The following is a 24,815-nucleotide window of genomic DNA, read 5'->3' as shown; positions in this document are numbered from 1 at the left end:
CACGGAAATCGCCTCGGTCGTCTCCGCTGGTTTCGCCTTCACGATGCAAGCATCCGACTACGGCAAATCCATGCAGAAGAAGCGGAGCCTTTGGCGCACCCCGCCCATGACGCCCATCACCTCGCCAAAATAGGCCTGCGGGTGGTCCGGCGGGTGCACCAGCGGCACGAACTTCTCCCGCTCGCGCGTCCGGCCACAGCCGAACATATTCTTTCACCGCCGTGTAGCCACCGCGGAAGCTATGCTCGTCGCGTAGCCGCTCAAGACTGCTTCGCTGAATGCCGGTGCTTTATCGGCGCCACCCGGTCCGAATCCAGGATCTCATTGATTGCGGGCAGCAGTGGACCCAAGCTTGGGTTTGGCGGCCGGCTGCGTTCGGGTATAGCCCGCCGGCAACGAAAAATGGCCTATCTTCGCCACCGTAAGGTGATTGTCACGCACCACAATGCGCACAATACCCTAGCCGCTAGCCGGCGGATCATCGAAACTACTGTTTCGAATATCGAAGCGTTCGGCCGCGCCGAACCGCGCAATTTCCTCACAGATGGATCGTGACCGGATCCAAGAGCGACGGCCAGAGGCAAAGCGGCTCTTGGATCCGAATGCTACAACGAGGAGTCAATTCTGGAACTGAATTGACGCATGATTTAGAGAAATCTCATTGCGTAATGTCAATCCTTCACCAGCGCGACGAAATGGACCATCTGCATGAAGAGTATAGCCACGCTGACCATGAATCCGACGGTCGACGTCTTCCGCTTGGCAATGGCTGCGGGCTCCGCAGCGGAGCTGACCCCGGGTACAGACTTTGTCTTTGCCAAAGCCATCGATCGCTTGTTCGCGCTCGCACCGAAGCGCCGCAAGACGCTATCTTTGCGACCATGAATTGTTGATGCAATTCGTTCTCCCTTGGGGCCAATTTGGCCTCTGTCTCCTCGCGATCGGACTGGCCGGACCGGTCCTGACTCGCAGCGGCCAGGCAATCGCGCAACTTACCGGGATGTCGGCTTCATGGGTTGGGCTGGTCATGCTGGCGACCGCGACATCCCTGCCAGAACTGTTCACTGGTATCAGCGCCGTCACCATCGCCGATGCGCCGGACATCGCGATGGGCGACGCGCTGGGAAGCTGCATCTTTAATCTGGTCATGCTAGCGCTGCTCGACGCTCTGTCACGCGATACGCCAGTCTGGCGGCGCATTGACCAGGGCCATATCCTTACCGCGAGCTTCGGGATCATTCTGATCAGCTTTGTTGGGGCGCTGGTACTGATTGCTCGTAGCGACCTCAACTTCCGGATCGGTCATGTCAGCGTATATTCTCCACTCCTCCTTGTGCTCTACGCCGTGGCGATGCGCGCAGCCTTCTTCTATGAGCGTCGTCCCGAGCGGATCACTCCAGTGCAGGACAAGGAAGAAGTAGGCATTTCGCTGAAGCGTGCACTCATCCGTTATATACTGTCAGCTTCCGTCATTGGAGCAACTGGAGCGTGGCTACCTTTCGTCGGGCTCGAAATCGCCGAAGTCATGGGATGGAAAACCAGCTTTGTCGGCACTCTGCTCGTTGCCGCAGCGACATCGCTTCCTGAACTAATCGTCACCATCAGCGCCTTGAGGATGGGAATGGCTGACATGGCGATTGGCAATTTGCTCGGCAGCAATCTCTTCGCGATACTGGTCATCGCCCTCGACGACCTAGCCTATACGCAGGACTCGTTCTTCGCCGTCGTCTCGCCGGCCCATGCGGTGACCGCCTTCGCGGCCTCAATCATGGCGGGATTGTGCATCGTCGGCCTGCTATATAGGCCCGGCAACCGATTTTTCGGGTTCCTTGGCTGGATCAGCCTGTCACTTCTCGCCGTTTATCTACTGAGTTCCTACGCCATCTACCTGTACGGGCATTGATAGGGGTCAAAGTGAACACTGCCGGCAATTCATCGACCCCTTCGAAGACGGCCGATTGGCATGCGCTTTCCCCAGATCAAAGCCTTGCCCGTCTTGAAAGCCGGATGGATGGGCTCAGCAGCGAGGAAGTGCGGCGCAGACTTGAGACCTGGGGACCCAATAGCCTTCCTGAACCTACTAGGATTGGTCCGGTGCGCCGCTTTCTGGCGCAATTCAACAGCGGCCTGATCTATTTCCTTTTGGCCGCGGCACTCGCCTCATTCATGCTCGGGCACATCATTGATGGCGCGGTGATCGCCATGGTCGTCCTGGTCAACGCCATTGTGGGCTTCGTTCAGGAAGGCAAGGCCGAGCAGGCCCTGCGCGCCATCGGACATCTCATCTCGCACCAGGCGGCAGTCAAACGGGAAGAACAGCAAACGAGCGTTCAGGTGGCGGAACTTGTGCCCGGCGATATTGTGATACTGGAAGCCGGGCAGAAGGTGCCAGCCGACGCGCGGATCGTGCGGGCCCGCGCGCTGTCGGTGGACGAAGCCCTGCTGACCGGAGAATCGCTCACCGCGGACAAGGCCTCGACCGCGGTGCCGGCCGAGGCCGCGCTGGGTGACCGCAGCAGCATGGTCTTTTCGGGCACTCTGGTAAAGACCGGCCAGGCGACAGCGGTTGTGACCGCCACGGGCCGGGCGACCGAGATCGGAAAGATCAGCGGCATGCTGCAGGAAGTGACTGAGCTTTCTACGCCGCTGCTTCGGCAGATCAACCGCTTCGCCACCCGCTTCACCCGGGTAATACTGGTGGGAGCGGTCCTGCTTTTCGGCTTCCTGATCTGGATGCGGCAATTCGAATGGAGCGAAGCGCTGATAATGGTGGTGGCGCTTGCCGTAGGCCTGATTCCGGAGGGCCTACCGGCGGTCATTACCATCACGCTCGCCATCGGCGTGCGGCGGATGGCAGCACGCCACGCCGTGATCCGTAAGCTGCCGGCTGTGGAGACGCTTGGCGCGGTGTCGGTGATCTGCACCGACAAAACTGGAACACTCACGCGCAACGAAATGATGGTCCGCCGGGTGTTTGCTGGCGAGACGGAGCTTCAGGTCAGTGGTTCCGGCTACTCACCCGAAGGAGAGCTGAGTACCACCCAGGGCGGTCTGGAAGATGCCATCCCAGCCGTGCGGGAGCTCGCTCGTGGCGGTCTTTTGTGCGGCGATGCGCGGCTCGACCAAGGCGAGAAAGGCTGGTCGGTCGAGGGCGATCCAATGGAAGGTGCGCTTATCGCCTTCGCGATGAAGGCGGGACTTGATCCCGAACGCGAGCGCGGTGAATGGCCGCGAGTCGACGAGATCCCCTTCGACGCGTCGCATCGCTACATGGCGACGCTGCACAGATCGCCGGAGGGTGGGCATGTCGTGTTCATTAAGGGTGCTCCCGAAGCCGTGCTGCGCATGATCGGCAAGCCGGGATTGAACGAAGAATGGGAGACGCGCATTTCTGCCGCGGCGGCGACCGGCGAGCGCTTGCTCGGATTTGCAGTGAAGAGGGTGGACGATGCGGAGGACGCGATCAACCCGGATCTCCTGACGGTCGGCGTCGAACCACTCGGCCTTGTCGGCTTCATCGACCCGCCTCGCGAGGAGGCCCAGGATGCGGTGGCCGAATGTAGGCGAGCGGGAATAGACGTTAAGATGATCACGGGCGACCATGTCGCCACGGCGCTGGCGATCGCCAAGCAGCTTCGGCTCGCCGATGAGCCCAAAGCGATGACCGGCACCGAAGTGGAGCGGCTCAGCGAGGAGGAACTGCGCAATGCGGTAGACAAGGTATCGGTTTTCGCCAGGGCCAGCCCCGAGCACAAGCTGCGCATCGTCAAGGCTTTACAGGCGCAGGGCCACATTGTTGCCATGACGGGAGACGGGGTTAACGATGCTCCTTCGCTCAAACAGGCCGATGTCGGCACAGCCATGGGCCAGAAGGGCAGCGAAGCCTCAAGAGAAGCGGCTAAAATGGTGCTGCTCGACGACAATTTCGCGTCGATTGTCTCTGCGGTTCACGAGGGCCGTACGGTCTATGACAATATCCGCAAGCTGATCGCCTGGACTTTGCCGACCAATGGCGGCGAATCTGTTGCAGTGCTCCTTGCGATTCTCGTGGGTTTCACCTTGCCGATGACGGCCACGCAAATCCTGTGGATCAACCTCGTCACCGATAGCGCACTGGGCTTGGCATTGGCCTTCGAGCCATCGGAGCGCGGAGTGATGGAGCGTCGGCCGCGAAGATCCGATGCGCCGCTGCTCTCATCCTTCATGCTGTGGCGGGTGATTCTGGTTTCATTCCTCTTCGCCGGCCTCTCACTTGGCGTCTTCTTTGTGGCTCTTGATATGGATCGCAGCCTGGAAACCGCGCGAACCATGGTGGTCAACATGCTGGTAGTGGCGGGAATCTTCTACCTGTTCAACGTCCGCTATCTGCATGTAAGCTCCTTCAGCTGGCGTGGAATACTGGGCACTAAAGCGGTGCTGATATCCGTGGGCATTGTGCTCCTGGCTCAACTGGTCTTTACTTACCTACCGGTGATGAACGACATCTTTCAAAGCAGGCCGCTATCGATCTTCGAACTCGGCTCAATCATTGTCGCGGGGATCGGAATGATGCTTCTTCTGGAATGCGAGAAACTGCTGATGCGCAGGCTGGGCTGGTTCGACGAACTGCAGGGCGGACATATCACACCGCAGCCCGCCGCCCCGTAAACGTCATTCAGATTGTTTGGGCCGTCTTGCTCGCGAACGAACAAGTTTTCATCCGAATCTGCGAAGCGCTGGCCATGTCATAGACCGCCGAGAGCGAAGCCCGAATCTGGGCAAAGGTCGGGCAGCTCATTGTCGATCGGAATGATCGTCTGGGTAACATGTCACGCTGCGTCTTGCGCGTCCGGCCTTTCGGCATGATGCCGTTGGCCGAGAGGGAAATCCGCTAGCTCTGGTCCTGACAAAAGAGCTGAACTCGCGTCCTGCGTTCAATTGTCGAGGCGCCGCCGATGACCGCGACATGCGCAGTGGAGTTCATGGTTGGGCCACATCAATGTCCATGCGGCGCCGAACCCTCCGCGTCTTCGTGATCGACTGCGTCTTGCGCTTGCCGAGGGCCGGTTTCTATCGCCTGTTGTTCTGTGTGGTGGTCCGACCCCATCTCCATCATTTCGTCGTGCCCGGCCGGCGCGCTGGCGATGGTCTCCTGGAACTGAGCCGGCGACATCCCCGGCAGCTTGCCGACAAAGGCGACCATATCCCAGATCAGCGGATCAGAATGGGACTTGCCCCAGGCTGGCATAGCCGTGAGCTTGACGCCGTGCTTGATAATCCAGAAGAGCTCGCCGGGGGAGTGATCGGTTTGGCCGGCCAATTTCGGCGCCTGGGGATAAAGGCCCTGGCTCAATTCGCTTGGCTCGACACCTGGTCCAAGATGGCAGCTGACACACATTTCCTGATAAAGGCCAGCGCCTCTCGCAATCCGATCCGCCGACGAAAGATCAGCCGGAGCCTGGATGTCGGCGGCACGAGATTCGATGGAGCGGTCCCGAACGTCATCGAGAACCGAATAGACAAATGGAGTATGCGGATCGTCGGCAGCGATATTGTATATGCCGAAATATACGAACGCCGCTCCGCCCAGAAGCAATACGCCGAGCAGAACTGCCGTAAACGTAAGACTCGGTAAATGCTCCCTTGCTGTCTTTCGTGCCATGGTCACTCTCCCTTCCGCGATCTGTTTTGAGCCGCAGGTTCAATACAAATCCGGGCCCTTTGGAACCCTACAAACCGCTCTCTTCGTGCGCCGCTTCCTTGCGGAAACGCGCGCCTGAAAAGAGCAGTGGCAATTCAGGTTCTGGGACAGACCTCATATCCGCGAAAGCCAAGTTCATCTTCTGCTTGTGGCAGCATGATGATCATCTCTGCTTCGCGCCGTCCATCATCTCCAAAGTCTTTGTCGACAGCCCGCAGCGTGACCTTGAGGTCGCCGTCCCGGAAAACACCTTCGTCCACCGAGGCAAGTGGAATCAGTTTACCATTGAGTTTGATTACGCCGGTTCTCTGGGATTCGTCATAGAGGAAAGAGGGGAAGCCGACCGCAGTGAGCCGGATCGTACATTTGCCCGCCAAGCCGCCCAGACTTGCGACGTCGGCGTCGCTCATTGTCTCGGGCTGGATTGCTCCGGTGGCAATTCCGGACAGCGCTTCGGCAGCGCCCATCTTCTGAGCCGGCGCCAGCGCCGGATCGAGCTTAGCTTCCTTGTCATTGCCGGGGGCCGAGTTCTGATTGCAGGCCCCGAGAGCGAAGGCTGCGGTAAGGACCCAAGACGTTGCGAGGCGGTTCATTGGGAATTCTCCTCTACCGGATTGACAATCGGCACCGCCGCCTGCGTTTGAGTCGGACGGGGCATGCGCTTGCCTGTTCTCACACCATTCTTCTGAATGTCTTCAATCAGATACTTCATCTCGGCGATTTCACGTCGCTGCGCGATGATGATGTCCTTCGCCAACTCTCGTGTCCGTGGATCTCGGATATGCGCGCGTTCGCTGGTCATGATCGCGATCGAGTGGTGCGGGATCATTGCCTGCATGTATTCGACGTCGTCGATCGTCTCCTGGCTGCGGACCAGCCACAGGGCGAGCGAGAACACCACGGCGGCAACGCTGAGGATGATAAAGTTCTTCGTCCTGTTTTTGTGCATCGACCACATGAACAGCAGCATGATCACCATCATTGCCGCACCCATGACAAACGCCATCCAAAAACGTGTTTCGCTCCAGAAGATGTGGTCGGCGCTGTAGGTGTTTGCATACATCAGGAAGAACATCACGACTGTTGACGTCGCGATCATCGCCATGAAGCGGGCGTAGTCTTCACCAGCCCCAGCTTCCTTATGTTGATCGTGACTTTGGGCCATTTTACGTCTCCTGTTTGCTCATCAGCTTGTAAACATACTGGGCGCTGCAACTGATCAGTAAAAACCCCGTTAGCGACTCAACGCCTGCGACCACCCTCAGGTGCCCCGTGGGATAAATATCTCCGAGACCCAGAGTTGTGACGTTGATCAGCGAAAAATAAAAATAATCCATCGAGGTCATGCTGACTTCTTTCTCAAATCCGCCGAGACCGATCGATGCAGCGAGAGCAAAACCCAGTGCGAACAATCCGGCCACTAACAGATGGCTCAATAACACCACGAGCTGGCCGGCCAGTGTGCGCGTCAAACTGCACGCCTGGTCAGGTGGCGCAATACGCTTAGCCCAGCGGATCATCCCAAGGTGAAGAGCAAGCGAGCTGAGAAACAGCAGCGTGGCGAGGAGCAGGGCGAGCGTCATACCCGCCGTTCGGCCGATTGACTGCGAGGCAAAAGCAGTCGCTCCCGATACGTCCAGAGCACCCTCAGAGAAATTGCGTGGCTCTGGAGCCGTGCCATCATAATAAGATACTGCCTTCGTCTAAAAATCGATCTGATCGCGCACATTATTCAAGCAGTCCCATTGCCGGGACTATTCTTTCCCCGCAGGAACACTCGCTCACCGATAAACACGGCGAGCATGCCTGCTGCGGCGTGGATCACGATTGCGGGATCAGTTCTGATTTTCACTCCGGCAAAGGCGATCAAGATGATCGCATCGGCAGCAAGGGCGCAAAGAAGAACAGACGCTCTGGCGCCGATTTCACGCCGCAGATGACGAAACACGCCCCAATGGACCAGCATATCCGTGACGAGATAGAAGAACGCACCGAGCGAGGCGATCCGGGACAGGTCGAAAAATACGGCGAGGGTGCCAGCAATGACGACAGTGTAGATGAGCATGTGACTGCGGATGCCCCCGCTCATGCCGAAGTGGCTGTGCGGGATCATCTTCATTTCGGTCAGCATCGTGAGCATCCGTGAGACGGCAAAGACGCTCGCGATAACGCCCGAGGTTGTTGCAGTCAGGGCGATCAGAACGGTGAAGTAGAAGCCAATCTGGCCCAGGCCGGGCTTGGCCGCGGCAGCAAGCGAATAGTCGCGGGCCTCGACAATTTGCGCGATCGTCAGGCTCGAGCCGACCGCAACGGCAACCAAGAGGTAAGTCACCACACAGATCGCAATGGAGATCATGATGGTCCAGCCGACGTTGCGATGGGGGTTGACGACTTCGCCGCCGCTGTTGGTGATCGTGGTGAAGCCCTTGAAGGCGAGTATTGAAAAAGCCACCGAAGCAACAAAATCGAGGGGGCCGGCTGAACGTGCGGTCTCGGAAAACGCACCCGAGGCGAACCCGCTGAATGTAATTGTGGCGATGGCGAACAATGCAATCCCGCCGATCTTGATCGCCGACATTACCAGCGAGAACAAGCTGACCGAGCGATTGCCCGACGCGTTCACCAGGTAGGCAAACACGATCAGCGCAAGTGCGGCTATGGCCAGTAAAACCCCGTTTTGTTCAAGACCGAAGGGGCGCAGCGCATAAGTGGCGAAGGTTCGGGCGACCAGGCTCTCGTTGATGACCATCGACAAGGCCATGAGCAGCGATGCCGCTGCAGCGATGGTGCCAGGACCGTAGGCCTTCTGCAAGATCATGGCGATCCCGCCTGATGAGGGCCAGGCGTTCGACATTTTGATGTAGCTGTAGGCCGCCAAGGCCGTTACCAGGGCGCCTGCGATGAAGGATAGTGGGAACAGCGGTCCTGCCAGTTCGGCGATCTGCCCTGTCAGCGCGAAGATTCCCGCACCGATCATGACGCCCGTGCCCATTGCGACGGCACCGCTCAAACTAATCGATCCGGGCGTATAGCCGGCTTGGCCGCCCTGGTGCGTATCGGCGTCGGTATGGTCCAACTATTTGCGCCCCGTTCCGCAGATGGGCTCTGGAGAAAGCTCTCTCGAACCCCCTCGGGGGCCTGGAAAAAGAGCCGGGGAGCGGGTGGCGTACTTCCTGATTTCATCAGGAAAGGAATTCCGCCTTTTCTGCTCGTCTATTCGCGCGAAGCGCACGCACCTCGGGCCGAACACCAGAAACCACAAGCCGTAGGCAGCGGGATAGTGGGTCATTTCCCGTGTTCTCCATGACCATGCCCGCCATGCAAAAACAGGTGCATGAGCGAGCAAAGCAGCAAGAGAAAGATCAGCAGGCTACTGCCTGAAAAGAGATGCGCGCGGTGCTCGTAGGCAAGGAGCAGTCCGCCAACCGCAAGGAAGAACAGGACGGCCACGCCTGCGCGCAACTTCCAGAAGCTGGTACTGGGCCGGGATCGGTGTGGAAGATTGCGATTGCGCGGTTGAGACTGCATCGGATCGTCCTCTCTTAGAAGCGCAAGTTGCGCAGCCGCAGTGCGTTAAGTACGACGGAGATGGAGGAAGCACTCATCGCAAAGGCGGCGAAGATCGGACCGATCAGGATGCCGAAGAACGGGTAGAGAATGCCCGCTGCGACCGGCACGCCCGCGCCATTGTAGATCAGCGCAAAGAATAGGTTCTGTCTGATGTTGCGCATCGTTGCCCGCGACAGCCGCCGGGCCCTGACGATGCCGTCGAGGTCACCCTTGACCAGCGTAAAGCCCGCGCTTTCGATCGCAACGTCCGCGCCTGTCCCCATGGCGATGCCAACATCAGCCTGCGCCAGTGCCGGCGCATCATTCACGCCGTCACCCGCCATCGCGACCTTATGTCCCTGGGCCTGCAACTCCTCGATGATGCGGACTTTGTCCTGTGGGAGCACATCGGCGCGGATATCGTCGATTCCGATCCGGCCGGCCACCGCGCGCGCGGTTCGTTCGTTGTCGCCGGTTGCCATAATGATCCGGAAACCGAGACGGTGAAGCGCCTCGATGGCTGCCGGCGTCGTCTCCTTGACCATGTCCGCTACACTGACGAGTCCGGCGACAGCGCCGTCGAGCACGACAAACATGACCGTTTCGCCTTCGTCGCGGCGGGCATTGGCCTTGTCGGTAAAGGCCGAGGCCTCCAATCCCATATCTGAAATGAGCGCAAGGTTGCCCAAAGCTACAGGGCGGCCGTCGACCATGCCCCTGACGCCCTTGCCGGTTACCGCCTCGAATTCCGAAGCCTCGGCCATTTGCACTCCGCGCTCCTCCGCGCCCCTGACGATCGCCTCGGCGAGGGGATGCTCCGATCCCCGCTCGAGCGATGCGGCAAGCCGCAGAACCTGGACCTCTTCGTGGCCTGCTTCGGGCAAAACGGCCACGAGCCGGGGCTTGCCTTCGGTGAGGGTGCCCGTCTTGTCGACGATCAGCGTATCAATCTTTTCGAACCGCTCCAGCGCCTCGGCATTTTTGATCAGTACGCCGGCTTGGGCCCCTCTGCCAGTTGCGGTCATGATCGACATGGGCGTGGCGAGGCCCAGCGCACAGGGACAGGCGATGATCAGTACCGCGACAGCCGAGACGAGGGCATAGGAAAGCGCAGGCACAGGCCCCCAGACGGCCCAGGCTATGAAAGAAAGAACCGCGACGCCCATAACGGCGGGCACGAACAGCCCAGCGACCCGATCGGCGTATTTCTGGATCGGTGCCCGGCTGCGCTGGGCATTGGCCACCATCTCGACGATCTGCGCGAGCATGGTGTCAGACCCCACGCGCCTCGCTTCGATGACAAGACTGCCCGTTCCGTTGATGGTCGCGCCGGTGACAGGATCGCCGGAGACCTTCTCGACTGGGACCGGCTCGCCCGAAATCATCGATTCGTCGACAGAGCTGCGGCCATCGAGGACGATGCCGTCGACGGGGACCTTGTCGCCGGGGCGCACGCGCAGACGATCGCCGACCTCGACGTCCTCAAGCGGCACCTCTTCCTCGCTTCCATCGTCGCGGATCCTTCGAGCGGTCTTTGCCGCCATGTCGAGGAGCGCCTTGATGGCCTTGCCCGTTCCCTCGCGGGCGCGAAGCTCCATCACCTGGCCAAGCAGAACCAGCGTGACGATGACCGCCGCTGCCTCGAAATAGACCCCGACGTGACCTTCCTCGTCCCTAAAGCCATCCGGGAAGATCCCTGGCGCGACAAGCGCGACCACGCTGAACAAATAGGCGGCGGCAACGCCCATCGATATCAGACTGAACATGTTGAGGTTCCAGGTCCGGAAACTGTTCCAGCCACGCTCGAAGAAGGGCCAGCCCGACCACAGGATGACCGGAGTGGCGAGCGCGAGTTCCAGCCACATGGCTGTGCGATCGCCGAAAAAGGCGCGGATACTCGAAAGGCCGACATACGGTGCCATTGCGAGCACGAGCAGAGGGACAGTCAGAATTGCACCGACCCAGAACCGTCTGGTGAAATCAATGAGCTCGGGATTGGGCCCCTCTTCCTGCATCGTGGCAGATTCGAGCTCAAGACCCATGCCGCAGATCGGACAGGATCCCTGTTTCACTTGCCGGACCTCGGGATGCATCGGGCAGGTATAGACAGGGCCGGAATAGTCCCGGGGAACTTCGTCGTAGCGCCCACCTTTCTCGGCAGGCGCAATCGTTGCGCTATGACCGTGCCCGTGACAGGCATGTTTGCCGCTCTCTTCCACAGCATCTTCGGGTACCAGATGCATGCCGCACTTGGGGCAGTCGCCGGGGCCGGTCTGCCGTACTTCGGGATGCATCGGGCAAGTAAAGACCACATCGCCGGAGCCGTTTTTCGTTTCGTGCTCAATGTGATCGTTCATGGCAGTTACCTCATTCTTATTGGTCATGCCCCCGGTCCTTCTGATCGTCGGCGGGGAAAATCGGCAGTCGGCAGCAGCGTAGTCATCGCTTCTGCCAGGGCGCCTGCCAGCGATATCGCATTCGAAGGGTGTGGAATACTGTTTGTCGTCACGAGGCGCGCCGCGCCAGCGGCGCGGATGTCTGCTTGTGCTTCGCCGGCGAACACCGCGTGGATTACGATACAGACTGGCGCGCGCGTCCCGGCCTCGAGGAGACGCGTGATGGCTTGGGCCATCGTCCGTCCGGACGACGCAATGTCGTCCAGGATCACCGGGGTCCCGCCGCGAAGCACAGCGCTGGTAGGGATGCTGATTTCGACCTCGCGGTCCCCGTGACGCTGCTTGGCCAGCACCTCATGGGGGCGCCCAGCGAGACCAGCTACTTCAGAAACCCACTGTTCGCTCTCGCTGTCGGGTCCGATGAGGATGGCATCGGGAACATTGTCTTCAATCCAGCGGGCAATGATGGGGGCCGTGATCACACGCCGCGCCGGAATCGTGAAAATATTCTGCAGATTGGCGATGCGGTGCAAATGCGGATCGACGGTCACCAGCCAGTCGAAGCTTTGCTCGAGAAAACGGGCAAATAGGGGTGCACTGACTGCCTGCCCGGGCGCAAACCGCCTGTCCTGCCGCATGTAGGCGAGGTAAGGGGCGATTAGTCCTACGCGCCGGGCACCCAGTTCACGTGCGGTTTCAGCCGCGAAGCGCATGGGAAGGGCGAGCGTATCCGGATCGCGTAAAGTCGCCAGGATCGCCACATCGCGTCCGGCGATTTCCTCTGGAAAAGAGACGAGGCTTTCTCCGTCCGGGAAGTGATGAAGGCCAATCTCGAAGTATGGCAAACCCGCAACAGCGGCGATTTGCGCTCCCAAGGGGACCATTTGTGGAAAAGCGGCAAGCACAGTGTTCACGACTGGTTCTCAAGGATTACAGGCTCAGGGCCTGCCATGGCAAAATCTTTCGCCCAGGCAAGTTCGCCCGGGGTTTCTGCGTGGATCTCGTACAAGGTTTCTCCCTGGTCCACGCGCACTCCTGGTTTGGTCATGAGCAGAACGCCGGCCAACTTGCGATTCGGCGCACCGGCCAGTTTGGCAATCTTGCCGATGCGGCGGTTGTCTATGGCGCGAACCAGGCCGCTGGAACTCGCAACGATCGGCAAGCGGTGCGCTGCTGCGCCAGGCTCGGAAAATCCGCCTTGCGCATCACAGATCGCGAAAAACTTTCTTTCGGCCGCGCCGTTATCGAGCAGTTCGACTGCCTTTGAACGGCCACGGTGAGCGTCATCGCCAATCAGGTCGAACAACGCTCCGGCGAGATCGAGCGCACGCTCGCGAAGATCGAGAGGCGCATGCTTATCGCGGCGCAGAACCGCGAGCAGGTCGCGCGCTTCGAGCGCCGGGCCGATGCCTCTGCCGACCGGTGCCGATCCGTCACTGTGGTGGATTAGCAATTTGAGATTGAGCGCATCGCCGACGGCAAGCAATCGTTGGCTGAGAGAACGGGCCGCTTCGGGCGAGCGGATTTTGGCCGTTGGACCCACGGGCATGTCGATCAGCACATGCGACGAACCGGCGGCCGCTTTCTTGGACAGAACGCTGGCCACGAGTTGACCATCGCTGTCGAAGTCCAGCGGCCTCTCGATTCTGACAAAGAGATCATCAGCCGGACTGAGATCGAGCTTGCCGCCCCAAACGAGACAGCCGCCTTCCAAATCGACGACGCGGCGCATAGCCGCAAGATCCAGCGCGACCGGAGTCATGACTTCCACTGTGTCGGCCGTCCCCGCAGGCGAAGTGATTGCCCGGCTCGATGTCTTCGGAATACGAAAGCCTGCCGCCGCGACAATCGCCACGACGATCGGCGTCGTTCGGTTGCCCGGGAGACCCCCGACGCAATGTTTGTCGAGCACAGGGCCTTGCCCCCAGTCGAGAGTCTGGCCAGCCTCTTTCATCGCACGGGTCAGAGCGATTGTCTCGTCGATGTCGAGGCGATTGCCGGCGCACGCGGTAATGAAGGCGGCCAGATCGAGATCGGATAAACGATGGCCAATGGTGTCCGAAACGATCGCCTGGCATGCCGCTGCGTCAAGTCGCTGGCCATAAACCTTCGCGCGAATGGAAGAGGTCGCCTGCGCCGGTTCCGGATGGAAGAATGTCGCAAGATCGCCGTCTTGAGCGTTCAACGCTTGCCATGCAGCCTCACTCAGGCCTGCGTCCTCACGTGAGAGCCAATCGGCGGCGGTGACCACGTTCAGTGCAGCGACGATCGAGCGCTCACCAAGAACGATCCCGACTTTTGTCAGCGCCGAGAAACCTTCTGCGCGGCACAGGTCGCAATCCTCCCGCATGTAGACGACCGGCTGGCGATAGGTGTCGATACCGGCTCTAGTCAGGGCAAGCGAGTGTACATCCTTCTTCATGCCGGACTCTGCATGCTGACTTGCTCGAGATGCTCGGGCACCCGAGCGCGCCATCCGAGTTCGTGCTCGATGCGAAAGCGCAGGGCATCCGCACTTTCTGGTTCGCCGTGAGTCACGTATGTCATCTTCGGTGGAGGAGCCTTGCGCATCCAGCCGATTAGCTCGTCAGCGTCGGCGTGACCCGAAAGACTTCCAAGCTCGACGACCTCTGCCTCGATCTCGAGTTCACGCCCGAATATGCGCAGCGTGCGCTCGCCCCGCACGAGCGCGGCGCCGCGGGTGCCGCCAGCCTGGAAACCGCTTAGAACGATAGCGTTCCTGGGATCGGGACCGAAACTGGCGACATGATGCAGGACGCGGCCGCCGGTGAGCATTCCGCTGGCGGAGACGACGATAAGCGGCCCGCTGCGGCGGTTCAGCTCTTTCGACTCCTCCACAGTTCGGACCCTCTCCGCCACATCGTTCATAGCCTTGCAGTCTTCCCAGGAAACGCGATGCTCGTCGTGAAAGCGATGATAGATTTCGGTAGCACTGATCCCCATCGGGCTGTTGAGGTAGACCGGTACGTAGGGGATCGCGCCACTGTTGCGCAGCCGCGCGATCTGCAACATGACGCCCTGAATCCGACCCACCGCGAAAGCGGGAATGACGATGACGCCTCCCCTTTTTGAGACGCGATTTATGACGTCGGCAAGCTCCTGCGCCGCATCCACGTGCGGATGCTTGCGGTTGCCGTAGGTAGATTCGCTGACGAGAATGTCCGCGCCTTCGAATGCTTTTGGCTCACGCATCATGGGATCGGTCTGGCGCCCAAGATCACCGCTGAAGTGGATGCTTCGAGAACCTGCCTGTAATCTGATCTGCGCCGCCCCGAGTAAGTGTCCGGCACGAATGAAACGCGCCTCTAGCTCGTCTCCCAGCTCCAGCTCGTTGCCGAAGTCGACAGCGTCGATCTGCTCGAGCGCACGGTTCGCGTCGTCCTGCGTGTAAAGCGGCAAAGGGGTCTTGTGCTTCGAATAGCTCTTCCTGCGGGCATAGCGCGCCTCTTCTTCCTGCAGGTGGCCGCTGTCGGGAAGCAGAAGTCCGCAAAGCTCGGCCGTCGCGGGCGTACAATGTATCCTTCCCCTGAACCCATCACGTACCAGCGCCGGAAGATAGCCCGAGTGATCCAGATGTGCGTGGGTGAGCAACACCGCGTCGATCGATTGCGGCGGGATGGGGAAGGGATTCCAATTGCGCAACCGGAGTTGCTTGTAGCCCTGGAAGAGTCCGCAATCGACGAGGATTCTCCGACCGCCCTTTTCTACCAGATAGCGTGATCCGGTCACCGTTCCGGTGGCGCCCAGAAATTGTAAAGTAGCGTCGTTGCTTGATCCCATTTCTAATTGCTCCCGTCCTCGTTTCAACGGTCGCGGGATGTGTCCGGTCCCGCGGACCTTCGAGCGAAAAAGTGGTGCAGCGGGACCAGTAGAAGTGCAGCGTACCACCCGTAAAGGAAGCTTCCGACTGCACCGGCTAAAAATCCCTCGACAGTGAGCCATTCGAAGCCTGGCAAGAGCGGAGCCCAGGCTTCCACCATATGAAACCGGCCCGGAACGAGCAGGCCGAAGGCGACGCACAGAAGATAGCTGATCAGCACGAAAAGACTGAGCGTCCACCCCCAGATCCAGATGCCGCGCCCGATCGATATTTCAGACATGCTATCTCCTCCTGCTTCGGTTCAACCAGGCAATATTGCCGATGGATACTCGGACAGGACAGGATTTCAGAATTTTCCGGTTCCTGCCGCTGGCCTATTGCTGTTTGTTGCTCTTCAACGGCTTTCCTCTTGGAACGCCTCACGCGGCAGTTGAGCTAGTATCTTGCAAAGACCCTGCGTCCTGCGTCTCCAAAGGCAATGACCTCATAAGACTGTCGCTGTGCGCCCATTTCCATTCCGGGAGAGCCAAGTGGCATCCCGGCAACCGCCAGACCATCCACGCCTTGCGGCCGCTCGCGGAGTAGTTTTGCGATCGCGTCGGCGGGAACATGACCTTCAATGACATAACCCGACACGATCATAGTGTGGCATGAGCGCAAATCTTGCGGTACATTTTGCGCATCTTTGAAGGCGCTCATATCGGGTTCGTCCACTGTCGCCACCCGGGCGTCCATATTGTCGCTGACATGGTCCGCCCAGGCTTCGCAGCACCCGCATTGCGGATCGCGGTGCATGGTATAGCTGGTCGCCTGCGCAACATTCGTGCAGGCCGCCAACGTGGTTAGCAGCACACCTGCCGCATATTTTCTTACTGCTCGTCTCATTCGGTGCCGTACCCCTTTTCCGAAGCCGCTACTTTTGCTCATCCTCCATGGGTCTAATCACGGAAGATCAGAGACTGCTTGCACAGAAGGTCAAGAGGTTTTGGGCCTCAAGCTTCAGGTGCCTCTGAATCAACTACGAATGACGGGCGCAAATCCCTCAAGAAAAATTTTCGAGGGGTCAGTGCAATTCCTGCGTATGATAAATACCAGCAACAAATCGGCATTGATCTGGGTCATGGACGATAGAGAAATCGATAGGCTTCTTCAGAAGCTAGCGCTTGAGAATATGCCGGAGAGCATCGTTCCCGAGTTTTACGATGGTATCTGGGAGCGGATTGGCCGACTCCAGCAGGGTAGAGAGTCGCGGCACAAAATGATGGCGGCGTTTTGTATTGTTGCTCTCGGGCTTGGGGCGGGCATGGCGACGACCGGGGTTCCAGCGGCGGCACAAAAGCATCGCTATGCGATCGTTGAAGGAGCCGACCTGTCCCCCGCAGCTTTGTTGCATATCAGCCGATGAAACTGTCGCCGCTCTATGTCCTCGCGCTCCTCATCCTTGCAATTCTTGCTGGATCCATAGGCGCCGTTGCGACGAACCATTGGCTCAATGAGGAGAGCGATCGCGCGGGTCTGCACGCTTTCGTCCATGAAGAGCTGCAATTGACAGCCGAGCAGGATGCGCGCCTCGAAGCGCTTGAGGCTCAGTTCGCGATTGAGAAGAGGCGCCTGGAGTTGTCGCTTCAAGCTGCCAATGCCGGGCTTGCTGCTGCGATGGATGATGAACATCGCTACGGCCCCAAGGTCGGTACCGCGATCGATGCAGTCCACGAAAGAATGGGTGACCTTCAGAAGGCGACTGTCCGCCATGTCTTCGACATGCGGGCACTGCTGAACGCCAGGCAGCAGGAAGCCTTCGACCGACAGGTTGGAAGTGCCCTTACCAGCGAACCCCGAGAATGAATCGGCGTGCGGGGCGAAACGCTAGAAGATGAAAAGCGGATTGTCGCATCAGCCAGGATCGGAGGCCGTGCGGCCTTTGACCAGCTTGCTCGCCACTACGCGCCCGGACTGCTGGTCCTGGCCGAGAGGATGATGGGCAACTCGGCCGATGGCGAAGATGCTGTGCAAGATGCTTTGGCGGCGGCTTGGTTAGCACTCCGACAATTCGATCAGAAGCGTCCCCTGGGGCCATGGCTTGCGACCATCACGATGAACAAGTGCCGCGATGGCCTGCGCAGGCGGAGGCTCGCATTGTTCTTTCATATCGATGGCAGCGAGCAAGACTACGTTATCCCTGATGATCGTCCCGGCCAGGAGAGAGAGCTCGTAAGCCGTCAGGAGCTCGCGAGGGTAAAACGGGAGATATCCCTCCTTCCCCAAAAGTTCAGGGAGCCATTTGTGCTCGTAGCGCTCGAATCCTACAGCCAGGCCGAAGCTGCCCAAATTCTCGGCATCAGTGAAAAGGCCGTAGAAACCCGCATCTACCGCGCCCGAAACTCTCTCAAGGAAAAGTTCGAGAAATTTTGAGGGGCGGACTGTTTTCCTTCGTAGATTAACCAGAACAGCCAGACCAGAGATAGCAAATGACATCAATTGATCGACGAAAGTTTTTGACCGCCGGCACAGCTTCTCTCGGCGCTCTGGGATTCGTGGGCGCAATGCCTGCCTGGGCGCGCGGGACGCTGGACGGGACTCTCGCCCGCCGCGGAAGTGACGTCCTTTCAGGTGACTACCAGACGATGACAGTCGCGGACGCCATGTTTACGACAGGGACTCGTCGCGGACCCGGCGTTACCGTCAACGGGACAATTCCTGGACCGCTATTGCGGCTGAAAGAGGGCCAGAACCTGGTCGTCGATCTCGTCAACGACAGTTCGATGGGCACTTCGATCCATTGGCATGGGTTGTTGGTGCCTTTTCTGATGGACGGCGTGCCGGGCGTTACCATGGCTGCGGTCGAGCCGGGTGAGCGATTTCGCTACGAATTCCCGATCCGTCAGGCGGGGACCTATTGGTGGCACGCGCATACGCTGCAGGAACCGATGGGTCATTACGGCCCGATCATCATCGATCCGGCCGGGGAGGAGGCCCATAGCTATGACCGGGACTATGTGGTCATGCTGTCTGACTGGTCGCCGATGCATCCGCACACCATCATGAAAAAACTGAAGGTGGCCGATGCGCCCTTCAACTTCCAGAAGACCACCGCGACCGACAACTATCCACTGAGCGGTGCGGAGCGGCGGATGTGGGCGCGCATGCGGATGATGCCGACCGATATCTCGGACGTATCCGCGCCGCTCTTCACCTATCTCCTCAATGGCCACGGGCCCGAGGACGGGCTGGAGTTCGCTTTCCGGCCGGGCGAGCGGGTACGCCTGCGATTCATCAACGGTGCGGCGATGAGCTTTTTCAATGTCCGTATACCGGGGCTGGCAATGACCGTCATTGCCGCCGATGGTCAGGATGTCCGCCCTGTCGAGGTTGACGAATTTCAGATCGGTAATGCGGAAACCTATGATGTCATCGTCGAGCCCGGAGCTGGCGATGCTTTCACAATTGTCGCTGAGGCGATGGACCGATCGGGCATGGGGCTGGCGATGCTGACCAGTCGTCCCGGCCTGCGCGCGCAAGTTCCGCCGCTCCGCGATCCGCCCCTTCTGACCATGGCGGACATGGGGATGAGTCAGGGCGGGGCAGGATCTATGACTGGCATGGATCACGGCGAAGCCTCCGCTGGCGGCGCAATGGATATGGGCTCCATGTCCATGCGCGACACGTCCCTGCTTCCGCCCAATGTCAAGGTGGGTCCCGGGATTGACATGGTGGCGATGAACCCGGTTGACCGGATGGGCGACCCGGGCACCGGTCTGAAGGACGTTGGGCATCGCGTATTGACCTACAAGCAGCTCGTAGCGGCGCGCATGAATCCGGATATGCGGCAACCGACCCGGCTCAAGGAGATTCATCTTACTGGAAACATGGAGCGCTACATGTGGTCATTCGACGGCAAGAAGTTCTCCGCCGTCACTGACGACCCAATTCGTTTTGCCTTTAATGAGAGAGTCCGGGTCAAGCTCGTCAACGATACGATGATGGCGCACCCGATCCATCTGCATGGGCATTTCTTTGAATTGGTTAATGGGGCGCCCGGCATGCATCAGCCACGCAAGCACACGGTGATTGTCCAGCCCGGCGGTAGTGCGCAATTTGACCTGACCGCCAACGAACCCGGCGACTGGGCATTCCACTGCCACCTCATATACCACATGCACACCGGCATGTTTCAGGTCGTCACTGTCCGGCCGCTCGATGGAGGAGAAGGCTGATGAAGCGCGCCATCCTCTTCTCGCTCCCCTTGCTTGCGTTGTCCGCGCCGGGCTGGGCGGAGCAACATGACCATGCCACGGCCGCTCAGGTAGAGCCTGCAGACCCAGCTGCTACAACGACAGCGGCACAACAGGAGGTCATGGACCATTCCGCGATGGAACACGGCGAAATGGAGCACGGGAAAATGGATATGCCCGTCGACCAGGAACCGATGGCTCATTCACAAATGGATCATGGTTCGGTGCCCATGCCCAGACAGGAAGCGCCCATGGACGCTTCGAAAATGGACCATGCATCGATGGTCGATCAGTCACCGATACCGGCGGGGCCACCGCCGCCCGAAGCCTTTTCTGCCCCGGCATTTGCGGCAGACGAATTTGTTGGCGCGGACAAAATGGCTGCGTCGCGCGCGTCCGTCGTGCGTGAGGTCAGCGGCGTGCCTGTTTACTGGTTTCAGGCTGATCGAGCCGAGTATCGGGCGCGAGAAGGCAAGGACGGTTATCTCTGGGATGTACAGGGCTACTATGGCGGCGATATCGACAAGTTCTGGTTCAAGAGTGAGGGCGAGGGCAACTTCGGCGAGAAACCGGAATCTGCGGAAGTTCAGGCCCTCTGGAGCCATGCGATCGCACCTAGGTGGGATATTCAGGCTGGTGTTCGACAGGATTTGACTGGCCCCGAACGGACGCACGCGGTCATAGGCGTGCAAGGGCTCGCGCCATATCTCTTCGAACTTGATGCGGCAGCGTTTGTCTCAAACAAGGGCGACATCACCGCGCGGATCGAAGGTGAGCTGGACCAGCGTATTACCCAGCGCCTGATCCTCCAGCCTCGCGCAGAACTCAGTCTGTCGGCCCAGGACATACCTGAGCTCGGTATCGGTGCTGGCCTCGACCGTGCCGAGCTGGGCCTGCGTCTGCGCTATGAGTTTGTGCGCGAGTTTGCGCCCTATATCGGTGTTGAACAGGAATGGAAGGTGGGCAAGAGCGCCGATTACGCCAGAGCTGCCGGAGAAGATCCAAGCGTGACAAACTATGTGGTTGGCATTCGCTTGTGGTTCTGAGGCGCATTGTGAAGCCATAGGCAATTCCTCAGGAAGAACATTTCCATGGTAGACTCATCTGTTTTATCCTTCCGTACGCTCGATGACATCGACGTTGCTGGCAAGACCGCCGTGGTCAGGGTTGATCTGAATGTTCCTGTTGAGAACGGGGCGGTGACGGACGTCACTCGGATTAAGCGTATAGTTCCCACGCTTCGCGAACTGATCGACAAAGGAGCGAAAGTTGTTCTTCTTTCTCACCTGGGGCGACCAAAGGGAATGGCCGCACCGGACTTGAGCCTCGAGCCGGTCGCCAGCGCGCTGTCTGCAATACTCGCGAGGCCCGTCCGCTTCGTTGCGACGGACTGGCGCGATGGCCGCGCTTCGGCTGCTCTGGAGGGCACCGCGCCGGGCGATGTGCTGCTTATGGAAAATACCCGCTTTCATCCGGGTGAAGAGACGAACGATCCGGAACTGGCTGCCCAGTTCGCGAGCCTCGGCGATGTATATGTGAATGATGCATTTTCAGCCGCACACCGCGCCCACGCATCAACCGAAGGCATTGCGCACATCCTTCCGGCGGTGGCAGGGCGCGCTATGCAGGCCGAACTCGAGGCCCTCGGACTGGTTCTCCAGGATCCGGATCGCCCGGTATTCGCGCTCATAGGAGGCGCCAAGGTTTCAACCAAGCTCGATCTTCTCGTCAATTTGGTAGCCAAAGTACAAGTCATCGGTATTGGCGGTGCGATGGCCAACACCTTCCTGGCAGCCCAAGGCCATCCAATCGGAAAATCGTTGGTCGAAAGTGAGATGCTGGGCACTGCGCGCCAGGTGATCCAGCGCGCGAAAGCGGCGGGCTGCGCAGTGCTTCTGCCCGTCGACGCGGTTGTCGCCGACGAATTAAGCGCGGGAGTTGAAACACGCACGGTGTCGGTCGATCAGGTCGGTGCAAATGACCTGATTCTCGACATCGGTCCCGCGACGGTGGCTCTCTTTGAAGACAAATTGCAGGAGGTGCGTACTCTCGTCTGGAACGGTCCGCTTGGGGTCTTCGAAGTTTCACCTTTCGACCAGGGCACGATAGCGGTCGCGCGCGCGGTTGCCGATTTGGCAGAAACTGGCCGGCTTCGAGCAGTCGCGGGGGGAGGGGACACAACTGCAGCTCTCAATCAAGCCGGCGTTACCGAACGCTTCAGCTACGTTTCGGCTGCCGGCGGAGCGTTCCTCGAATGGCTCGAGGGCAGGCCGTTACCGGGAGTTGAAGCATTGAAAGCGTGAGGTTCGGGTTCGCCTAGGCGCCGAAATATGTGAGTTATGGCGATCCGCGATGTTCCTGCGATTTTTGATCATCGAGTGCTTGCTCCAGCACTTTCATGTCGGCGTGCTGCGCGTTATTGAGTTCTTCGACGGCAGTGACGGTTTTTTTTGGAATACGGGGTTGGCTCAACAAGACGTTGGACATTTCTATCGCGCCGCGATGGTGCTCGATCATCTTTCGCAACCAGATTTCGGAAACATCGGAACCATCAATAGCCATGGACGCGTCGTGCATGGATTGTATCGGGCTCACGAAGATAAAAGCGCTTTCCATGTTGACCGGACCATCGCGCAGCAGCTTTTCGAGTTGGACGGCAGCCCGTTCCTGGGCCTTCACGGTTCTCCTTGCCAGATCAGCGATTCGAAGGGGTGGATTTTGCTGAAGGGCAATCCTCGAGATCTCTGCTCCACCTTCATGGTGCGCGATCATCATTCTTACCCAGTTGTCGCCTGAACTGGTCCCAATGGCAGACCTCATGTTGTCGTACATGGCGGTTTCGGCATAGAAGAACGGGCCAAGATCGAACGAAATGGCCTCGCTGGGCACACTCTTGGCCGCCTTCCCGCTCTGTTGGGGTTCTGCTTGGTTACATGCAGTCACAAGCACCGAAAGACTGATCGCCACTACCTGCCGCAAACGCATTTGAATCTTCATATCAGCTGATCTTACGATGGAATCGGTCGAAACTCTTATCAGTCCGACGATCGTTCGTCACACGCAATTGCCGAGGAAGGTGGTCAGGCGAGCGGGAACTTGAAACGAGAGGCGAAGATCCGTTTCCTGGAGACGGGGCTCGGATCGTGCTGCTTGTTCATTGTAGATTTTCGCTTTGGTAGGCGAGGAATGTGGATGGGCTGATCGGGTCAGCTATCACGGCACGTGCGTTTGCAATGGTCGAGTCGCGCAGTCAGAATTTAACGCCAGACGAAGCCGGCCTTTTGGTCGTTGTTTGCATCGTAGGGCAACGAGAAAGAGGCGCTCATTGGCTTTGCATCTGATCTTTGCGGCAATGACACCGCTAATTGCGGTCTTCGGTCTTCTGGTCGTAGCGCGTATGCCCGCCGCCAGGGCCATGCCGCTCAGCCTAGCGTTAACAGCCATTGTCGGGGTCACCGCATGGCGAATGCCCCTTCGTCAGGTTCTGGCGGCAATAGCCGAAGGCACGGTGATCGCCGCATCGATCCTCTGGATCATCTTCGGTGCTATCCTCTTGCTCAAGGTCCTGACCGCAAGTGGAGCAATGGCGACAATTCGCGTCGGTTTCACCCGCATTACGCCCGACCCGCGGGCACAGATCGTTGTCATCAGTTGGCTATTCGGCGCTTTCCTGGAGGGGGCTGCAGGATTCGGCACGCCGGCAGCGATCACCGCGCCAATGTTGGTAGCGCTCGGTTTCACGCCAATCTCTTCTGTTGTGCTCGCCCTTGTTGCCGACAGTAGCCCGGTGACATTTGGTGCGATCGGAACCCCGGTTCAAATCGGATTGGCCGAGGGCCTTCAGACAGGTGCCAATTTTTCTCCAATTGCTCTTGAAGCCATGGGAGGCAGGACAGCAGCCACTTTCCTCCAGGATGTCGCGGTCCAAGCAGCAGCGATCGATATCGTCGCCGGCAGCCTGATTCCCCTTGTCCTGATCGTGATGTATTCGCGGTTTTTCTCGCAAAGCCGCAGTTGGGCATATGGATTTGCGGCATGGCGCTTTGCGCTGTTTGCAGGCCTGGCCTATACGGTTCCCGCCTATGGCGCAGCACGTTGGCTCGGGCCGGAACTGCCAGCACTGCTCGGTTCGCTCCTGGGCTTGGCATGCGTGATCCCCATCGCCCTCAAGGGCTGGATGCTGCCTGCCTGCTCGATTCCGGATTGTCATGTCGTGCATGCAGATGAACCGGCGATCGACATGCTTGCGCTGGCACGGGCGTGGCTGCCCTATCTGCTCCTTGCCTTCCTGCTCATTGCGACGCGCACCGAGTATCTCCCCTTGAAGGCCTGGCTTCTGGGGTTGGCTGTTTCCTGGGATGGAATTTTCGGAACCGAGATCGGTGTGACCGTCGCGCCGCTCTACCTTCCTGGCGCCATTTTCGTCGCTGTTGTCCTCGTCACGTTTCCTTTGCAGAGGTTGAACAGCCGGGCAACCGGCCAGGTACTGCGCGAGACCTGGAGTACTGTGTTGAAAAGCGCCTGGGCGCTTGGCGCGGCGGTCCCGATGGTTCGCATATTCATTCAGTCAGACGTGAACTCCGCCGGACTGGGAAGCATGCCGATGGAGCTCGCCCGCCTTGCGTCCGACGCACTCGGCACGGCCTATCCTCTCGTGGCGCCCCTGGTTGGCGCGCTCGGCAGTTTTCTCTCCGGCAGCGCGACGTTTAGTAACATGACTTTTGCCCAGTTTCAGGCAACTGCCGCTAGCGAGGCGGGGTTGTCCGCAAAGATTGTCCTGGCGGGGCAAATGCTGGGTGCCAACGCCGGAAATATGGTTTCGGTTCTAAACGTCGTTGCCGCGGCCGCTGTCGTCGGCCTCTTGCGAAAGGAAGGGACAATCATTCGTTACACTTTGGTGCCGATGCTCGGCTACGCATTATTGTCAGGGATGATCGTCTTTCTTCTAACCACCGCATCCTGATTGTCGCGCTGCATCGTGATGCTCTGACAGCGTTTTGGCGAGTCCCCAGAGCGGCGCGATGATGATGTTCTGGGCAAGCTGCGGGGGGCGCGGATTGCGGAGAAGCGCCTACCCTTGCGTCATGCGCTCCTCTGCGGGATGCGGAACATTGTCT

23 protein-coding genes and 1 pseudogene are annotated in these 24,815 nt (G+C 59.3%); 10 read left to right on the top strand and 14 right to left on the bottom strand.

Annotated elements, in window-relative coordinates:
* Window positions 1-60: 60 nt before the first annotated feature.
* A pseudogene (locus JI59_RS27565) lies at window positions 61-432 on the bottom strand (IS21 family transposase); the annotation flags it as partial.
* A gap of 300 nt (window positions 433-732) precedes the next feature.
* Between JI59_RS27565 and JI59_RS26675 the strand changes: the two are divergent.
* From JI59_RS26675 to JI59_RS04860, 3 genes are read left to right on the top strand one after another with little or no spacing between them, the layout of a single operon-like run.
* Entirely contained in the window at window positions 733-885 is a 153-nt protein-coding gene (locus JI59_RS26675; protein WP_203226082.1) for a hypothetical protein, read from the top strand.
* Window positions 886-892: 7 nt separating this feature from the next.
* Window positions 893-1,903, top strand: a complete 1,011-nt coding sequence (locus JI59_RS04865) for a sodium:calcium antiporter (RefSeq protein WP_007013900.1) — start codon at window positions 893-895, stop codon at window positions 1,901-1,903.
* A gap of 11 nt (window positions 1,904-1,914) precedes the next feature.
* Complete coding sequence (locus JI59_RS04860; protein WP_007013901.1) at window positions 1,915-4,647, top strand: cation-translocating P-type ATPase; 2,733 nt, start codon at window positions 1,915-1,917, stop codon at window positions 4,645-4,647.
* Between the two features lie 328 nt (window positions 4,648-4,975).
* Here JI59_RS04860 and JI59_RS04855 read toward each other — a convergent pair whose 3' ends face one another.
* The 12 genes from JI59_RS04855 to JI59_RS04800 form a co-directional block, all read right to left on the bottom strand.
* Window positions 4,976-5,641, bottom strand: coding sequence for a c-type cytochrome (locus JI59_RS04855; RefSeq protein ID WP_138921423.1), 666 nt, complete (start codon window positions 5,639-5,641; stop codon window positions 4,976-4,978).
* A 134-nt stretch (window positions 5,642-5,775) separates the two neighbouring features.
* Window positions 5,776-6,273, bottom strand: coding sequence for a DUF6692 family protein (locus JI59_RS04850; RefSeq protein ID WP_007013904.1), 498 nt, complete (start codon window positions 6,271-6,273; stop codon window positions 5,776-5,778).
* Window positions 6,270-6,845, bottom strand: a complete 576-nt coding sequence (locus tag JI59_RS04845; protein WP_007013905.1) for a DUF305 domain-containing protein — start codon at window positions 6,843-6,845, stop codon at window positions 6,270-6,272. The genes JI59_RS04850 and JI59_RS04845 overlap by 4 nt, the downstream gene beginning before the upstream one ends.
* Window position 6,846: 1 nt before the next feature.
* A complete protein-coding gene (locus JI59_RS04840; RefSeq protein ID WP_038575565.1) occupies window positions 6,847-7,263 on the bottom strand; it encodes a potassium channel family protein in 417 nt (138 codons plus the stop codon).
* A 149-nt stretch (window positions 7,264-7,412) separates the two neighbouring features.
* On the bottom strand, window positions 7,413-8,756 hold the full coding sequence (locus JI59_RS04835; protein ID WP_007013907.1) for an APC family permease: 1,344 nt from the start codon (window positions 8,754-8,756) through the stop codon (window positions 7,413-7,415).
* 209 nt (window positions 8,757-8,965) lie between these two features.
* Window positions 8,966-9,130 (bottom strand): DUF2933 domain-containing protein, encoded by a 165-nt coding sequence (locus JI59_RS04830; protein ID WP_007013908.1) that lies wholly within the window; start codon window positions 9,128-9,130, stop codon window positions 8,966-8,968.
* A gap of 92 nt (window positions 9,131-9,222) precedes the next feature.
* On the bottom strand, window positions 9,223-11,586 hold the full coding sequence (locus JI59_RS04825; protein ID WP_007013909.1) for a copper-transporting P-type ATPase: 2,364 nt from the start codon (window positions 11,584-11,586) through the stop codon (window positions 9,223-9,225).
* 23 nt (window positions 11,587-11,609) lie between these two features.
* On the bottom strand, window positions 11,610-12,539 hold the full coding sequence (locus JI59_RS04820) for a ribose-phosphate diphosphokinase (protein ID WP_202946093.1): 930 nt from the start codon (window positions 12,537-12,539) through the stop codon (window positions 11,610-11,612).
* Window positions 12,536-14,047: a thymidine phosphorylase family protein gene (locus JI59_RS04815; RefSeq protein WP_007013911.1), complete on the bottom strand. Its 1,512-nt coding sequence runs from the start codon at window positions 14,045-14,047 to the stop codon at window positions 12,536-12,538. Before JI59_RS04815 ends, JI59_RS04820 begins: the two co-directional genes overlap by 4 nt.
* The gene (locus JI59_RS04810) at window positions 14,044-15,453 is read right to left on the bottom strand and encodes an MBL fold metallo-hydrolase RNA specificity domain-containing protein (RefSeq protein WP_238532569.1); all 1,410 of its coding nucleotides are present in this window, start codon (window positions 15,451-15,453) and stop codon (window positions 14,044-14,046) included. The genes JI59_RS04815 and JI59_RS04810 overlap by 4 nt, the downstream gene beginning before the upstream one ends.
* Window positions 15,450-15,746, bottom strand: a complete 297-nt coding sequence (locus JI59_RS04805; RefSeq protein ID WP_007013913.1) for a hypothetical protein — start codon at window positions 15,744-15,746, stop codon at window positions 15,450-15,452. The genes JI59_RS04810 and JI59_RS04805 overlap by 4 nt, the downstream gene beginning before the upstream one ends.
* 155 nt (window positions 15,747-15,901) lie before the next feature.
* Entirely contained in the window at window positions 15,902-16,351 is a 450-nt protein-coding gene (locus JI59_RS04800; RefSeq protein WP_038575559.1) for a DUF411 domain-containing protein, read from the bottom strand.
* 100 nt (window positions 16,352-16,451) lie between these two features.
* Here JI59_RS04800 and JI59_RS04795 point away from each other — a divergent pair, with 100 nt between their 5' ends.
* The 6 genes from JI59_RS04795 to JI59_RS04770 are packed head-to-tail and all read left to right on the top strand — an operon-like array spanning window position 16,452 to window position 22,001.
* The gene (locus JI59_RS04795; protein ID WP_138921424.1) at window positions 16,452-16,871 is read left to right on the top strand and encodes a hypothetical protein; all 420 of its coding nucleotides are present in this window, start codon (window positions 16,452-16,454) and stop codon (window positions 16,869-16,871) included.
* The gene (locus JI59_RS04790; RefSeq protein ID WP_038575554.1) at window positions 16,868-17,311 is read left to right on the top strand and encodes a periplasmic heavy metal sensor; all 444 of its coding nucleotides are present in this window, start codon (window positions 16,868-16,870) and stop codon (window positions 17,309-17,311) included. The genes JI59_RS04795 and JI59_RS04790 overlap by 4 nt, the downstream gene beginning before the upstream one ends.
* A 6-nt stretch (window positions 17,312-17,317) precedes the next feature.
* Window positions 17,318-17,878 carry an RNA polymerase sigma factor gene (locus tag JI59_RS04785; RefSeq protein WP_038575553.1) on the top strand — a complete coding sequence of 187 codons (561 nt, stop codon included), beginning with the start codon at window positions 17,318-17,320 and terminating at the stop codon, window positions 17,876-17,878.
* A gap of 56 nt (window positions 17,879-17,934) precedes the next feature.
* Window positions 17,935-19,680 carry a copper resistance system multicopper oxidase gene (locus JI59_RS04780; protein ID WP_038575551.1) on the top strand — a complete coding sequence of 582 codons (1,746 nt, stop codon included), beginning with the start codon at window positions 17,935-17,937 and terminating at the stop codon, window positions 19,678-19,680.
* On the top strand, window positions 19,680-20,744 hold the full coding sequence (locus JI59_RS25580; RefSeq protein WP_007013919.1) for a copper resistance protein B: 1,065 nt from the start codon (window positions 19,680-19,682) through the stop codon (window positions 20,742-20,744). The genes JI59_RS04780 and JI59_RS25580 overlap by 1 nt, the downstream gene beginning before the upstream one ends.
* A 45-nt stretch (window positions 20,745-20,789) precedes the next feature.
* Window positions 20,790-22,001 carry a phosphoglycerate kinase gene (locus tag JI59_RS04770; RefSeq protein WP_007013920.1) on the top strand — a complete coding sequence of 404 codons (1,212 nt, stop codon included), beginning with the start codon at window positions 20,790-20,792 and terminating at the stop codon, window positions 21,999-22,001.
* A gap of 34 nt (window positions 22,002-22,035) precedes the next feature.
* Here the strand turns inward: JI59_RS04770 and JI59_RS04765 are convergent, their stop codons facing one another.
* Window positions 22,036-22,695 (bottom strand): DUF305 domain-containing protein, encoded by a 660-nt coding sequence (locus JI59_RS04765; RefSeq protein WP_038575548.1) that lies wholly within the window; start codon window positions 22,693-22,695, stop codon window positions 22,036-22,038.
* A gap of 328 nt (window positions 22,696-23,023) precedes the next feature.
* Here JI59_RS04765 and JI59_RS04760 point away from each other — a divergent pair, with 328 nt between their 5' ends.
* Window positions 23,024-24,661, top strand: coding sequence for an L-lactate permease (locus JI59_RS04760; RefSeq protein ID WP_007013922.1), 1,638 nt, complete (start codon window positions 23,024-23,026; stop codon window positions 24,659-24,661).
* Window positions 24,662-24,815: the final 154 nt, after the last annotated feature.

This window comes from Novosphingobium pentaromativorans US6-1 (genome assembly GCF_000767465.1).
GTDB classification, from domain to species: domain Bacteria; phylum Pseudomonadota; class Alphaproteobacteria; order Sphingomonadales; family Sphingomonadaceae; genus Novosphingobium; species Novosphingobium pentaromativorans.
The sequence above is the reverse complement of the archived record's forward strand: the minus strand, read 5'-3'. Positions and strand labels throughout refer to the sequence as shown.